The sequence below is a fragment of the Paenarthrobacter sp. AMU7 genome, assembly GCF_041200195.1.
GTDB lineage: Bacteria > Actinomycetota > Actinomycetes > Actinomycetales > Micrococcaceae > Arthrobacter.
Map to the genome: position 1 here is coordinate 3,008,314 of NZ_CP165735.1, position 14,555 is coordinate 3,022,868.

General features: G+C 61.2%; 8 protein-coding genes. 2 read left to right on the forward strand and 6 right to left on the reverse strand.

All coding sequences use genetic code 11. From position 1 onward, the window contains the following. Positions 1–92 precede the first annotated feature (92 nt). The 3 genes from ABQM86_RS13850 to ABQM86_RS13860 are packed head-to-tail and all read right to left on the reverse strand — an operon-like array spanning position 93 to position 2,784. A complete protein-coding gene (locus ABQM86_RS13850) occupies positions 93–1,079 on the reverse strand; it encodes a Gfo/Idh/MocA family protein (protein WP_089595601.1) in 987 nt (328 codons plus the stop codon). After that, a complete protein-coding gene (locus ABQM86_RS13855) occupies positions 1,079–2,170 on the reverse strand; it encodes a DegT/DnrJ/EryC1/StrS aminotransferase family protein (RefSeq protein WP_207594016.1) in 1,092 nt (363 codons plus the stop codon). The genes ABQM86_RS13850 and ABQM86_RS13855 overlap by 1 nt, the downstream gene beginning before the upstream one ends. Next, complete coding sequence (locus tag ABQM86_RS13860; protein ID WP_026540062.1) at positions 2,167–2,784, reverse strand: acyltransferase; 618 nt, start codon at positions 2,782–2,784, stop codon at positions 2,167–2,169. The genes ABQM86_RS13855 and ABQM86_RS13860 overlap by 4 nt, the downstream gene beginning before the upstream one ends. Before the next feature lie 190 nt (positions 2,785–2,974). Between ABQM86_RS13860 and ABQM86_RS13865 the strand changes: the two genes are divergently transcribed. Continuing rightward, on the forward strand, positions 2,975–7,105 hold the full coding sequence (locus ABQM86_RS13865; protein WP_369744698.1) for an FtsK/SpoIIIE domain-containing protein: 4,131 nt from the start codon (positions 2,975–2,977) through the stop codon (positions 7,103–7,105). Here the strand turns inward: ABQM86_RS13865 and ABQM86_RS13870 are convergent. Continuing rightward, positions 7,102–7,437: a hypothetical protein gene (locus ABQM86_RS13870; protein ID WP_242703637.1), complete on the reverse strand. Its 336-nt coding sequence runs from the start codon at positions 7,435–7,437 to the stop codon at positions 7,102–7,104. The genes ABQM86_RS13865 and ABQM86_RS13870 overlap by 4 nt on opposite strands. Before the next feature lie 404 nt (positions 7,438–7,841). Between ABQM86_RS13870 and ABQM86_RS13875 the strand changes: the two genes are divergently transcribed. Beyond that, positions 7,842–8,090 (forward strand): WhiB family transcriptional regulator, encoded by a 249-nt coding sequence (locus tag ABQM86_RS13875; protein ID WP_003804966.1) that lies wholly within the window; start codon positions 7,842–7,844, stop codon positions 8,088–8,090. Between the two features lie 107 nt (positions 8,091–8,197). On the opposite strand, the gene ABQM86_RS13880 is transcribed toward ABQM86_RS13875, so the two are convergent. Both ABQM86_RS13880 and ABQM86_RS13885 read right to left on the reverse strand, forming a co-directional pair. Next, positions 8,198–9,667 carry a sensor histidine kinase gene (locus ABQM86_RS13880; RefSeq protein WP_280623127.1) on the reverse strand — a complete coding sequence of 490 codons (1,470 nt, stop codon included), beginning with the start codon at positions 9,665–9,667 and terminating at the stop codon, positions 8,198–8,200. Positions 9,668–9,697: 30 nt separating this feature from the next. After that, the gene (locus ABQM86_RS13885; RefSeq protein WP_369744699.1) at positions 9,698–14,554 is read right to left on the reverse strand and encodes an NAD-glutamate dehydrogenase; all 4,857 of its coding nucleotides are present in this window, start codon (positions 14,552–14,554) and stop codon (positions 9,698–9,700) included. Position 14,555 lies beyond the last annotated feature (1 nt).

The window sequence follows — 14,555 nt, forward strand, 5'->3', positions numbered from 1 at the left end:
GTGCACGGCGGTGAGGTGCCACGCCAGGAAACGGCAAGGGGAGGTTGGCCCGCGGCCAACCTCCCCTTGGTGCCTTGCTTGATCTGAAGTGCTCAGAGAGTGATGACTGAGCCGGATTTCGCGGATTCCAAAACAGCCTCCGCGACCCTCAGTGTCTCGAGCCCTTCCGCCATGGTGACAATGTTCAACGACTTTCCGAGAACTGCATCACGGAAGGCCTCGTGCTCCATTTTGAGGGGTTCACGCTTCGCCAAGGCAAAGCGTGTCGATGAACCCTCCGAAACACCGCGGAACGCCGCCACGGAATCCCAGTCCGTTTGGAACGTACCGTTCTCCACGAATGTTAGGTCCGCGGAAATGGTGTCGGCAATGAACGCGCCACGTTCACCAAGAACCACGGTGGTGCGTTCCTTCATGGGCGACAACCAGTTGACAATGTGGTTCGTCACAACGCCACTCTTAAGGTGACCGATGGCCGTCACCATATCTTCATGCTCGCGGCCACTGCGCGATGTGGTGTGGGCAACGACGTTGACGAAGTTGCTCTGGGCCAGCCAGGCTGTGAGGTCGATGTCATGGGTGGCCAGGTCCTTGACCACCCCGACATCGGCGATACGGGCCGGGAAAGGCCCCTGCCGCCTCGTGCTGATCTGGTAGACATCGCCCAGATCACCGTTCTCCAACCGGTCCCGCAGGCTCTGCAGCGAGGGATTGAACCGTTCAATGTGCCCGACGGCACCGATGAGCCCCTTGGATTCAAAGGCTTCCGCGATGCGTCGTCCCGACTCGGAATCGTTCGCGATCGGCTTCTCTACGAGGCAGTGGACACCTGCCTCTGCGAGCTGCAGCGCCACTTCCTCGTGCAGGATGGTGGGCACTGCTGCCACAGCCATGTCAATGCCCTGTGCGATGAGTTCCTCAACGGTGTTGAAAACCGTCAGGCCGTCGGCGACGTTGTGGGGGTCGCCGAAGGAATCGGCAACAGCAACAAGGTCAACACCTTCAAGTTCACGAATGACACGGGCGTGGTGACGCCCCATCATTCCCAGTCCAATGAGGCCTGCGCGCAGATTCGCCACTAGCTACCCGCCTTGGCGACAGCGTTGACGGCGGCAACAATCCGGTCAAGGTCATCCTGGCTCAATGACGGGTGCACCGGAAGGGAGAGCACGCTTGCTGCCGCCTCTTCGGTGACGGGGAGGTCATCCGAGGTCTGGAAAGGCGCAAGACGGTGGTTGGGAATCGGGTAGTAGACCCCGCAGCCAACGTTGTATTCCTCGCGCAGTGCCTTGGCAAAACCGTCACGGTCCTCAGCGATGCGGATCGTGTACTGGTGGTAAACGTGTTCGTAACCTTCAGCGACCTTAGGCGTGACAACGCCTTCGATGTTCGCGTCAAAGAAGGCAGCATTTTCCTGGCGGGTCTTGGTCCAACCGTTGACCTTGGTCAGCTGGACGCGGCCGATGGCGGCATGGATGTTGGTCATACGGCAGTTGAAGCCAACCAGTTCGTTCTCGTACTGGCGTTCCATGCCCTGGTTGCGGAGCAACCGGAGGCGGCGCTCCACGTCGGCCAGACCGGTGCTGACCATGCCACCCTCACCCGACGTCATGTTCTTGGTGGGGTAAAGGCTGAACATGGCGAAGTCGCCGAACGTGCCGACCTTGCGTCCGTTAACTGCTGCGCCATGGGCCTGGGCAGCGTCCTCGAAGACCTTGACGCCGTGCTTTGAAGCAAGCGCGCCAATTGCGTCGACGTTGAATGGGTGTCCGTAAAGGTGCACAGGCATGATGGCCGCTGTACGGTCTGTGATTTTTGCTTCGACCGAAGCCGGGTCCAGCGTGTAGTGGTCGGGATCAACGTCAGCGAAAACCGGGGTGGCACCAGTCAGTGCCACCGAGTTGGCCGTCGCCGCGAAAGTAAACGACGGAACGATGACCTCGTCTCCAGCGCCGATGCCGGCAGCCAGCAGGCCCAGGTGAAGACCCGAGGTGCCGGAGTTGACGGCGACGGCGGCCCTGCCATCGAGGAGGACCTGGGAGAATTCCTCCTCGAAAGAGGCTACCTCCGCACCCTGGGCGAGTTGGCCGGAAGCCAACACGGCATCAACGGCCTTGCGCTCTTCATCGCCGATGATGGGTTTGGCCGGGGGAATGAATTCGGGGCTCATGCCTCTACCTCTCGAAGGGTCTCGTTCTGTTCAACATACGTTGCGCCGGTTTCCGGACACACCCAGTTCTCTCCGCTGCGCTGCAGCGGGAAACCGGCTTTGCCGACCCACCCGTGACGCTTGGCCGGAACTCCGACCATCAGGGCAAAATCCGGGACATCTTTAGCCACGACCGCGCCGGCGGCAACTGTGGCCCACCGTCCAATGGTCACGGGAGCAACGCACACGGCACGGGCACCGATTGATGCGCCTTCGCGAATGGTGACGCCAACGGGCTCCCAATCGTGAGCGCTCTTCAAGCTGCCGTCTGGGCCGACAGCACGGGGGTAGGTGTCGTTGGTCAGCACAACAGCCGGGCCAATGAACACACCGGCTTCAAGTTCCGCGGGCTCGTAAACAAGTGCGTAGTTCTGGACTTTGCAGTTGTCCCCCATCTTTACCCCGGTGCCGATATAGGCACCTCGTCCCACGATGCAATTGACGCCTAACTCGGCCTGCTCGCGGACTTGGGCAAGATGCCAAATCTTTGATCCATCACCAATTACCGCCTTGTCTGAAACATCGGCGCTCTCCGCAACCACTATCACCGGTGAAGGTCCTTCCTCATTGAGCACACGCGACAACGAGATTCATCTTAGCTGAGACACCATGCCGCGGCGTCAAGGGCTCCGTGAAGATCGCCCGGGTTTGTCCACATACGCCTTATCCGAGGCTGCAGTACGGCGTGAAGGCCTCTAGCGTCAAGGGCAGCGGCCTATCTCTGTTTGGGCAGGCGCGTGACTGATCACGGGAAGACGGAAAACCATGACTTTGGAATGCACGTTGGTGAGGGGCCCGGCGGCCGCGGAGCTCTCGGCTCCGGAGGAATTGACCATCCGGGTCCCTCCAGGCACCCCCGGAGCCCAACTTCAGTCGATTCTTGGGGAGGAGCGCGGGACTGGTCGATTGGCAGTGGATGGAAGGGATATAGCCGACCTGACGGTCGGCCGGCCTCCACTGGTGTCGGGTGCAATACTCGTCGACGGCCCCGCACCGCACCACGCCTCCGAGCCAGCGTCCCTGCCGCTCATGCTGCTTGCTCATTCTGGCCCCAGCGCCGGAGCTGTCTTCCGTATTCATCGCGGCCGCTTCCGGATAGGCCGCGGAGCCACGGAGATTTCCGTGCCGGATCCAGGCATGTCCAGGGAGCACGCCGTGCTGGATGTTTCCAGTACTGCACTGACCCTGAGTGGCGTCGCAGCCGTCAACCCGGTCCTCGTGGATGGACGCCCGTCGCGGCGCACGTCCGTGACGTCGGAATCAACCATCCTGTGCGGCAACAGCGTGTTCTCTGTCTCCACGGAGAGAGGTCGCCTCCCCGAAATTTCCAACGATGCCGGACGGTCCGTGGAGGAACCACTTGAGGTGCCGCATGCCGGACGGCAGGGAAGCCGCACGGCGATCATCCTGGCCGCCGGGCTGCCGTTGATCGCAGGCGTTGGACTGGCCATTGCCACAGGAATGTGGATGTATCTGGGATTCACCGCCATCTCCGCGGTCAGTCTCCTGATCCCGTTCATCACCGGACGGAAGAGCCGCCGGGAATGTGGATTGGCTGTGGCCCGCGCTGCTCAGGAGGATCTCGGCCGCCGGCAACGTTGCTCTCCCTCCGCGGCGGAACTGGTGCTGGCTGTCTGCGGCACGGCCGCCCTGCAGGTTCAGGACGAAGCACGAGGCCAAGCCGGTTCATCGTTGTCCCCATCGCCCACAAATACCCACGGGAAAACCGTAGGCGCAGATTCCGGCAGCTGGATCCGGCTGGGCACAGCCAATGCACAGGCAAACATCCGGTTGGTACCTGACGATCCGATGTTCAGCGCACCAGACATCGGATCAGCCGCAGTGACATTGGACCCTGGACTTCCTACGGTGGCACTTGACGGACCTCCTGACCACGTTGATTCCCTGCTCCGATTCATGCTGATGCAGATGGCCGGCTACCCCCGGGCTGCGGAGTCACCGGTCATTATCGTTGGGACGGTCGGAAGGCTGCCCCTAAGCGCCAGGTTCCTCGCGAAGGTAACTCTTACGACCCAGCACGAGGTGGCCCTCACTGCCATGCAGCAACTAAGCGGCAGCGCCCATGGAAGGCTGGTCATCATCGATGAACCGGCAGGTTGGGACAAGGGCGCGTTGTCGTCTCTCCTGGTTGCCGGACGCCGGAACGGGTGGCAAGTGGTCCATTGCGGCCCATCTGCTGATCACCCCGACCCCTTTGTCGAGCTTTCCACGTCAGGGACCACCGGGACACTGACCGTGGCCGGCGAGCGCCGGTCATTCGTCCCAGACCTCGTCCCAATCAGCGTTTTCGATACGTTCTGCCGCACTATTGCTTCGCGGGTCCACCAGGAACGTGTCGACGCGCGGCAGCCCGTTCCTGAGCAGTGCACATTGGCTACCTTTCTTCCCTTCGGAACCCGAAGAGTTCTTCTTCGCTGGGAAGACACTGCACGATTGCCTGGACTAAGGGCAGTGTTGGGCCAGGGACGTCAGGGACCCATGACTTTTGACTTTAAGCGCGACGGACCACACCTTCTGGTGGCGGGTACCACGGGCTCAGGAAAATCCGAGCTCCTGAGGACCCTCGTCGCTTCCATGGCGTTGACGTACTCCCCCGATCACACAACATTCCTCTTTGTCGATTTTAAAGGCGGCTCAGGATTACGGCCGCTCGCCGGCTTGCCTCACTGCGTAGGCCTCTTGACCGATCTGGGTGGGCGTCAGTTGGATCGCGCACTTGCTTCGCTCCGGGGAGAAATCAGGTACCGCGAGGAATTGTTCGCTGCGGCTGACGTCACGGACCTGGACCAATACCACCTTGCTGCGTCGAGCACGTGTCATGCTGTTCCGCATTTGATTTTGGTCATCGACGAGTTCCGCATGCTGATTGACGAAGCTCCCGGCGCCCTCCGCGAGCTCATGCGGGTCGCCACCATCGGCCGGTCCCTTGGTGTCCATCTGGTGATGGCAACCCAGAGGCCTCAAGGAGCATTGACCGCCGACATCCGGGCGAACGTCGCGTCGAGTATCGCCCTTCGAGTTCAGTCAGAGGCGGAGTCCGTGGATATCATCAATTCGAAGGTGGCCGCCTCCATCAGGGCAGACACTCCGGGAAGGGCCTACCTGGTCCGGGCCTCAGGCAAGCCGGAAGAATTCCAGGCCGCGTCCCTCTCGGTTTCCCGCGATGCCAGAGCTTCCGATGGCCCTGTTGATGGATCTCCTCAGCTGGTCCACTCAGCCTCCCAGATACTCAACAACGGCGCACGCCATGAGGTCCTACCGTCCCGGCCCTTGGCCGGACATCGGGATGCCCTCCCGGATGCCGGTGTCGGACGGCTTGTTTTGGCTGTCCAGGACGCCTGGCGCCGCCAAGGGAGTTCACTCCCGCGACATCCCGTGGCGGCACCCCTGCCGTCCGCGATTGCGTGGAGTGGTGGACTTTCCCTGGCGGATGCCTCTTATGTTCCCGAAACTGCTGAAGCAGTGCCATGGTGTGTTGGGCCGCTGGCGTTGGTTGACAGACCCACACGGCAGGTTGTGGAGCCTTTGCAATGGTTGCCGGCCGAGCACGGACATCTGGCCATGATCGGAAGTGCTTCGAGCGGCATGCACGCCTGCTTCAGGGCAGTCTCGGCCATGCTGGCCATGCAAGGACCCCAGCCTTATCCCTTTGTTCTGGATGCGGCGGGAATAATGGCCGACCTCGTTGGCCAGGAACGGGTAGGTGCGCTCGTCGGTCTGCACCAACTGCCGCTTGCAGCGCGTGTGCTACAGCGTCTTGTCGAGGAAATGGACTGTCGACGCACCAGCAGCGACGCCGGGAGGACCGCCAAGCCTCTGACTTTGATCATCACGGGGTGGTGCTCATGGGCCACCGCCTTCCGGGCCGGGACCTCAGCCTGGGCAGAGAGCCTCCTGCAGGACATTGTGAGGGACGGCCGTCCTCTCGGCATCACGGTGATGATTTGTGGCGAGCGGGAATTGGTCAGTTCACGTTTCTTTGCCGCGATACAAAACCGGGCTTATTTTCCGTCGGGCTCCACGGAGGAAGCCCGGTTTCACTGGCCCCGTCTTCCAGAGGTGGAGCCAATTCCAGGGCGCGCCGTCGCCACGGGCAACTTCGTCGACGGAGATACAGTGGTTACCCAGTTTCGCGAGGCTCCCGACGAGGGGCACTGGCCGTTCGCCCCTCCCCCACAAGGGAAACCGCCCTTCCGTCTGCGGCCGCTTCCCGATCGCCTGGACGAACAGGAATTTCGTGTTGGGCTCAAGTCCTCGTCTGCCCTGTTGATGACTGCCGGGCAGGAATCGGGGAACGCTCTATGGATCGGCGTTGGAGGGGACGAAGCGATGCCCGTTTCCCTGCCTCTCCGGCTGCACGGTGTCAGCATCATCCTCGGCGGCCATCGATCAGGGAAGAGCACGGCTTTGGCATCACTCCGTCGCCTGAATCCTTCAGTTGCCTGGGTTGTTCCGGCACTTGGAACATCCGCGGACTCTTTCCGGGCCTCGGCCACACAAGAAAACTTTGAGCTGGACCCGGAGAGCGTCGTGTTGGTGGACGACGCGGACTCTCTTGACACCCAAGGGCGCCAAGCCCTCACTGCTTTGGTGGGTAAAGTCCGAGGCATCGTGATGACAGCCACTCCCGGGCCCGCACTGACGCAACAACTGCCACTGGCCCGGCAAGTCCAGACCTTCCGAATGGGTGTGGTCCTGGCGCCGGGATCGCCACACGATGGCGAACTCCTGGGAGTACGGCTGGAAACAGACCGCCCAGCCCGCCCAGGGCGTGGCTATGTGGTGGACGGAGGAGAAGTGCAGCCGTTTCAAGCAGTCCTCACAACGGACTTCCCACCCATTGCCACCCATTGTTCCCCCACGGAGGCGGGCTAGAGGACTCCAGAGGTACCGCCTGTGCGCGACACGTAGGCAATCACGTCCCTATGGAAAAGAAAGACAATGGCCGCAACGGCCGGGATGATCATAGCCAGGCCCGGCAGAACCAGCCCACCGGTCATAGTGGGGAAGCCGATGGTGAGAACAAACAACTGGGCCACCAATGCAGCGGCCCGGGTCCATCGGTATCCACGGAACAAGTAATGGCCCACCGCGAACAACCACACCGAGAAGGCAAGGAGCAGCCCCAGTGTAAAAACGGCTCCCCAAAAAGTCAGGACAGGGGCGCCAGTCAGCAATTCGTACGCGTACCAGGCGGCGGCGCCCATGAGCGCGAGGGCTTCCAACAGGACAACAGCAGAAATCACTGCCACACCCCTTGGCCGGCGGCTGCCGGTCGGGCCGCTCTTTTCTTGGTGCGCCTGCGCATCGGAATCTTCTCCCGGCTCCGGTCCGGAGGCGGGTTGGGCAGGGTTTACGGGAGGTCTTGACACACTGGCACACTACCGGACATAGTCATCTAGCAGTGAGGGCACTGGCGGCTGATGTGATGCATCGCTCACAGATTCCGGGCATTTCGACCACTAACACCCCTTGTTTACAAGGCGTTAACATGAAACGCTTGACTCAGACGACCAAGGGGGCCCATGCGGGCCCCTTTCCTTTGGAGCCTCTCGTGAATGTTTTCACAAAAGGCCCTATCTAGTTCTCACGAATGGAGTGACTGATCAGCATGGATTGGCGTAATCGCGCAGCCTGCCTCGACAAGGACCCGGAGCTCTTCTTCCCAGTCGGCAACACGGGACCAGCACTTCTGCAAATCGAGGAAGCCAAAAGCGTCTGCCGCCGCTGCCCCGTAGTGGACACCTGCCTGCAGTGGGCGCTGGAGTCCGGACAAGACGCCGGCGTTTGGGGCGGTATGAGTGAAGACGAGCGTCGGGCTCTCAAGCGTCGCGCTGCCCGCGCGCGCCGCGCTTCCTAGACCTCAAAAAAAATATGGAAGGCCGAGGACCATTGGTCCGCGGCCTTCCTTATTTAAGCATGGCTGTCGGCGCACTCCCCAGCGTCACTGGGGAGCGCGCCGACCCCTTAAGTGCGGGCCAAATTCAACACGATCTCGACGGCGGTTCCCCCACCGTCGCGAGGGCTCCACTGGATTGATCCACCGAGTTCGCTCGTCACCAGTGTGCGCACAATCTGTAAGCCCAAGCCTTCGGTGTATTGACCGTCCGGCAGACCAACGCCGTCGTCGGCAATGGTCACGGTCAAAAATTCGTCATTTCCGTCTCCATCAGCCCGATCAGCCAAGAGCCATACCGTTCCTGTGCGCCCTTCAAGACCGTGCTCCACGGCATTGGTGACCAACTCGTTAATAACCAGGGCCAAAGGAGTCGCGAAGTCGCTGGGCAACTCGCCAAACATCCCTGAACGTTCCGTTCGTACTTGCTGGGACGGAGATGCCACCTCGGCAGACAACCGGAACTGCCGTCCGATCAACTCATCAAAATCAACGCTCTGCGTCAGCCCCTGGGACAGGGTTTCGTGGACAAGTGCGATGGTGGCCACGCGCCGCATCGCTTGCTCCAAGCCCTGCTTCGCTTCGTCACTGACCATACGGCGGGATTGCATTCGCAGCAGTGCTGCCACAGTCTGAAGATTGTTTTTCACCCGGTGATGGATTTCCCGGATGGTGGCATCTTTGGTGACGAGTTCCATCTCCCTGCGCCGCAGTTCCGAGACATCGCGGCACAGGACGAGGGCACCGAAACGGTGTTGCTCGTCGCGCAAAGGAATGGCCCGGAGGGAAAGGCTGACGCCACGCGACTCAATCTCACTGCGCCAAGGCATCCGACCAGTGACAACCAAGGGCAGTGTCTCATCCACCATCCGGCGGTCTTTGAGGAGCCCGGCAGTCACTTCCGCCAAGGACCGACCCTCCAGCGATTCAACTTCCCCGAGTCGCCTGAAGGCTGACACCCCGTTGGGGCTCGCGTACTGCACGATGCCTTCGGCGTCCAGCCTGATGAGTCCATCCCCCACACGTGGCGCCCCACGGCGGGATCCAGTGGGCGAAGCGAAGTCGGGCCACAGTCCCAGAGTTCCCATGCGCAGAAGGTCATAGGCACACTGACGATACGTCAACTCCAGCCTTGAGGGCATCCGGGAGCTGGAGAGATCCATGTGGGATGTCACTACGGCCAGCGTCCTGCCGTTTCGCACCATGGGAACAGCTTCGACACGCAGTGCCATCTCGCTGCTCCAGCTCGTTTCGCTGGAACGTTCGATCGCGCGGCTGTTCCATGCCTTTTCCACCAGCGGGCGAAGATCGGAACGAATGCCCTCCCCCACGAAGTCCGCGTGAAACACCGTATGTGATGTCGACGGACGGACGTGGGCGAGGGCAATGTAACCGAACTCCGGGTGCGGGAACCACAATGCGAGGTCCGCGAATGCCAAGTCGGCGACCATCTGCCAGTCACCGACGAGGAGGTGCAGCCATTCGGCATCTCCAGGCCCGAAATCAGCGTGTTCCCTGATGGGGTCTGTAAAGATTGCCACTGCACCTCCATTTGCAACGCCGGGATTCCCCTAGCGTCGAACGATTGACCTCAAGAGCCTTAATGCTACCGACAGTGAAGCCATGTCGTCGGCTTCGAGCGCGTTGACCTCGTCAAACATGGTCTTGGCCCGGCCCAGTTGCTCGGCATTCTGTCCTTCCCACGCCTTCAGGCGATCTTCAGCCGAGGTGCCGGCCTCCGTCGACTCAAGGACCGACGTTGTCATATCCGCGACCGTTGAGTACAGGTCATCACGAAGGGCGGCCCTGGCCAACGCCTGCCAGCGGTCATCACGCGGCAGGGAACTGATCCGTTCCAGCAGCGAATCGACATGGAAGCGGTTGAACACGGTGTAGTAGACGTGAGCCACGTCTTCGACACTGCCGCCACCGGTCTGGGCAATCCGCGCGATATCCAACAGCGCGTAACTCTCGAACAACTCCGCCCACCTGTGGGCAAGGTGTTCGGGCAAGTCCCAGCCACGTGCCTTCTCAAGCCACCCTGAGATGCGGGTTTTGTCCTCGCCCCGGAGGTAGTCCAGCAGCTTGGCCCGCAACGGGGCCATCATCGGCTTGAACGATTCCACCACGGTTGAGATCGGTTGGGATGCGATCCCTTGCCCAAGAACCCATCGCACAGCCCTGTCCAGCAGACGGCGGATGTCCAGGTGGACTTCACTCCAGTGTTCTGTCGGGAAGGAGGCTGGGAGCGCGTTCAACTCCGCCACCATGGGATCGAGGTCGTAAATTTCGCGCAGCGCCACAAATGCCTTGGCAACTGCTACCTCATTTGCCGATGTTTCTTCGATGGCCCGGAAGGCGAACGTGATACCACCCAGGTTGATGATGTCGTTGGCCACGACGGTGGCGATGATTTCGCGGCGCAGCGGGTGGGTGTCCAGCTCGGCGTCGAACTTCTCGCGCAATTGCTTCGGGAAGTAGTTACGGATGGTGTCCGCAAACCAGGGATCGTCAGCAAGGTTGCTGTCCCGCAGTGCTGCACCGAGTTCGATCTTGGCGTAGGCCGCCAGAACTGCCAGTTCCGGGGACGTCAAACCTTGGCCCTGCTCCAACCTTGAACGAAGTGTCTCCGTGGTGGGCAAGGCTTCGAGATCACGCTTGAGATCGGCGGACTTCTCCAACCAGTCCATCAGCCGCTCGTAGCTTGGACTCCACTCGGCAACCCGGGTCCGGTCATTCAGCAGCAGGATATTTTGGTCGATGTTGTCCTGAAGGACGAGTCGCCCCACCTCATCGGTCATATCTGCCAGGAAAGCAGCCCGTTCATCGGCCTCAAGCTTGCCGGCGGCCACCATTCGATCCACAAAAATCTTGATGTTCACTTCATGGTCGGAGCAGTCCACCCCGGCTGAGTTGTCGATGGCATCCGTATTGAGGATGACTCCTTGCAGTGCGGCTTCAATACGCCCACGCTGCGTCAATCCCAGGTTTCCACCTTCTCCCACAACCTTGACCCGCAGGTCGCGCCCATCCACACGGATGGCGTCGTTGGCTTTGTCGCCAACGGCCGCGTGGGTCTCCGTGCTGGCCTTGACGTAGGTGCCGATGCCGCCGTTATAGAGGAGATCAGCGGGCGCCAGCAAGATCGCGCGAAGCAGCTCCGGCGGGCTCAGCTGCGTGGTGCCTTCGGGGAGGCCCAGTGCTTTTCGGACCTGGTCAGAGACGGGGATGGTCTTCGCATGGCGCGCGTAGACGCCTCCACCTTCACTGATCAGTGACCGGTCATAGTCATCCCAGGAAGACCGGGGCAGTTCAAATAGCCGCTGCCGTTCCGCGAAGGATGCCGCGGCGTCGGGTGTGGGATCAAGGAAGATATGGCGATGGTCGAATGCGGCCAGCAGACGGATGTGCCGGGACAGCAGCATCCCATTGCCGAAGACGTCGCCGGACATGTCGCCGACGCCAACTACCGTGAACTCTTCGGTCTGGGTATCCAGATCGAGTTCACTGAAGTGCCTCTTGACTGATTCCCACGCCCCGCGTGCCGTAATACCCATGGCCTTGTGGTCGTAGCCCACCGACCCGCCGGAGGCAAAGGCATCGCCCAACCAGAATCCGTACTCGGCCGCGAGTCCGTTGGCCGTGTCGGAGAAGGTGGCGGTTCCCTTGTCGGCTGCCACCACCAGGTAGGAATCATCGCCATCGTGGCGAACAACGTCCGACGGCGGGACAAGCCTTTCGCCGTCCGCTGACGTCACGAGGTTGTCGGTGATGTCCAGCAAACCCCGGATGAAGGTCTTGTAGCTCTCAATACCTTCGGCCATCCATGCTGCCCGGTCAACTGCCGGGTTGGGCAGCTTCTTCGCGAAGAACCCACCCTTGGCACCCGTAGGAACGATCACGGCGTTCTTGACTGTCTGGGCCTTCACCAAGCCCAGGATTTCCGTGCGGAAGTCTTCCCGCCGGTCCGACCAGCGGAGACCGCCGCGGGCTACCTTCCCAAAGCGCAGATGCACGCCCTCAACCCTGGGTGAGTAAACCCAGATCTCGTACATGGGGCGGGGGAAGGGCAATCCGTCGATCGACGTTGGATCCAGCTTGAAGCTGAGGTATTCCTTGTTTTGGAAGTAGTTGGTCCGCAGGGTGGACTCAATCAGGTTCACGAAGGTACGCAGCACGCGGTCAGCGTCCAGTGTTGCCACCTGTTCAATGGACTCGGCGAGGGCTACCCGTGCTGCAGCCTGGCGTTCCGGCCGAAGATCCTCCGGAACACTGGGGTCGAAGCGCGCAGAGAAGAGTGCGTTAAGTCCGCGGGCAACGTCGGGGTTGCCCAGAAGAGTGTCCGCGATGAAACCGAACGAATTGGTGTTGCCCATTTGCCGCATGTATTTGGCGTAGGCACGGAGGACCACAACTTGGCGCCAGTGCATGCCCTCACGCAGCACCAGCCGGTCAAAGTTGTCCGACTCGACGGATCCTGTGACGGCTGCTCCAAAGGAATCGCCCAGAAGTTCCCCCGTAGCGAGCGGATCGACGCCGGCGGGGTATTTAAGCCCGAGGTCGTAGAGGAAGAAGTCGCGGTGATCTGCGGTTTCGATCTCGAAGGGACGTTCATCCAGAACTTCAAGACCAAGATTGTGGAAGTAAGGGAGGATCTGGCTCAGGCTCTTGGGCTCCATGAGGTAGAGCTTGACGCGGGCGTCCTCCTCCAGAGCTTCTCCGGCACCTTCTGGAAGATACACGTGAACCCCAGGTTTGACATGCCTGGTTGCTTCACCGGCTCGCTCGGCCTGTGCCCCATACTTTTCGAAGCGTTCGATGTCCTCCAAGGCGTCTTCAACTTCATAGTCCACCCGGTAGCCTGCGGGGAATGCCTCTGCCCACAGGGCAGACAGCACATCGGCACTTTCTGCCGGGCGGTGCTCACGGAGGACCTCGGCGACTCCTTCGCTCCAGGAGCGGGACGCCCTCATCAGCCGGTGTTCTAGCTCAGCAACATTGACTTCCGCCAGCTCAGCGGTGCGTGGGAGGCGGATCCTGAAGAAGACACGTGCCAAGGCAGACTCAGTGATCCGCGCCTCGTAGTCGATGCTCTCGGCCTGGAACGTTTCCCGGAGTTCCTGTTCGATCCGAAGGCGAACGCTGGTGGTGTAACGATCACGGGGCAGGTACACCACCGCAGACATGAAGCGACCATAAATGTCAGGCCGGAGGAACAACTTTGTACGGCGACGTTCCTGCAACCGCTGGATACCCGTGGCAGTAGCAGCCAGGTCCGGAATCTCGATCTGGAACAGTTCGTCTCGCGGGTACGTCTCGAGGATACCCAGGAGGTCCTTGCCGGAGTGGGAGTCAATAGGGAACCCAGCGTTCCGCAGGACGGCGTCCACCTTGTCCCGGACAATAGGGATGTTGCGCACAGAACCGGTGTAGGCACTTGTTGCAAAAAGCCCGATGAATCGCCGTTCCCCATTGACGTTGCCCTGGGCGTCGAAGCTCTTGACGCCGATGTAGTCGAGGTAGGCAGGCCGGTGGACAGTCGATCGGGAATTGGCTTTGGTGATTACCAGTGCCCGCTTTTCCCGGGCGCGCTTCCGCCCGGCGTCCGTAAGGTGCTGGACCTGACGCGTGGTGTCCCCTGCGCGCAGAAGCCCAAGACCGCTGTCTTCACGCAGTTGAAGGACGTCCTCGCCGTCCTGGTCTACGAGGTCGTACTCGCGGTATCCGAGGAAGGTGAAGTTGCCGTTGTCCAGCCAGCGCAGAAGATCCTGTGCCTGCCGGAGTTCGGCGATCTGCTCGGGGTGGGATATTCCCCCAAGGGCTTCTGCCAGTTCCAGTGCTTTGCTGCGCATCTTGGGCCAGTCCTCGACTGCTGCCCTGACATCGCCGAGGACACGGTGCAGTCCTTCGATCAGTTCTGCACGGGCGTCGTCGTTGACACGGTCAATCTCCACCGCAATCCACGACTCCATGTGCGACGAGTTGTCGCCGTCGCCCAGGAGGTGCGCCACGCTTGGCAGGGCCGCAGTATCACCGCTGGAGATCCCGACGTTGGAAGGAACCCGGGAGATGTTACGGAGCTCCCCGGATACGCGGTCGCGGGTGATCACAAACAAGGGGTGCATGACAAGCCGGATCGCGCAGTTCTGGCGAACGAGTTCTGCATTTACCGAGTCCACGAGGAACGGCATATCGTCCGTGACGATGTACACGACGCTTCGGTCCGCTTCACCGGCGATTTCGACGACGGCGTTCCCCGGCGTCCGGGACTGCGCGACTTTCTTGTGATTCGTTGCCCGCGAGATCAGCAGCTCAGGCGAATACGCACGGGCATCCTCCTCTGCGAGGTGTTCATAGTAGTCACCGAAGAACCCTTCACGGACAACTGCTGCATCGGACCGATCCTCCACGCTGGATCCTGACGACATC

Bases quoted from the DNA above. Each gene is read 5' to 3' on its own strand.
- ABQM86_RS13855 (WP_207594016.1), bottom strand. From the start codon at position 2,170: ATGAGCCCCGAATTCATTCCCCCGGCCAAACCCATCATCGGCGATGAA.
- ABQM86_RS13865 (WP_369744698.1), top strand. From the start codon at position 2,975: ATGACTTTGGAATGCACGTTGGTGAGGGGCCCGGCGGCCGCGGAGCTC.
- ABQM86_RS13870 (WP_242703637.1), bottom strand. From the start codon at position 7,437: ATGGGCGCCGCCGCCTGGTACGCGTACGAATTGCTGACTGGCGCCCCT.
- ABQM86_RS13875 (WP_003804966.1), top strand. From the start codon at position 7,842: ATGGATTGGCGTAATCGCGCAGCCTGCCTCGACAAGGACCCGGAGCTC.
- ABQM86_RS13885 (WP_369744699.1), bottom strand. From the start codon at position 14,554: ATGTCGTCAGGATCCAGCGTGGAGGATCGGTCCGATGCAGCAGTTGTC.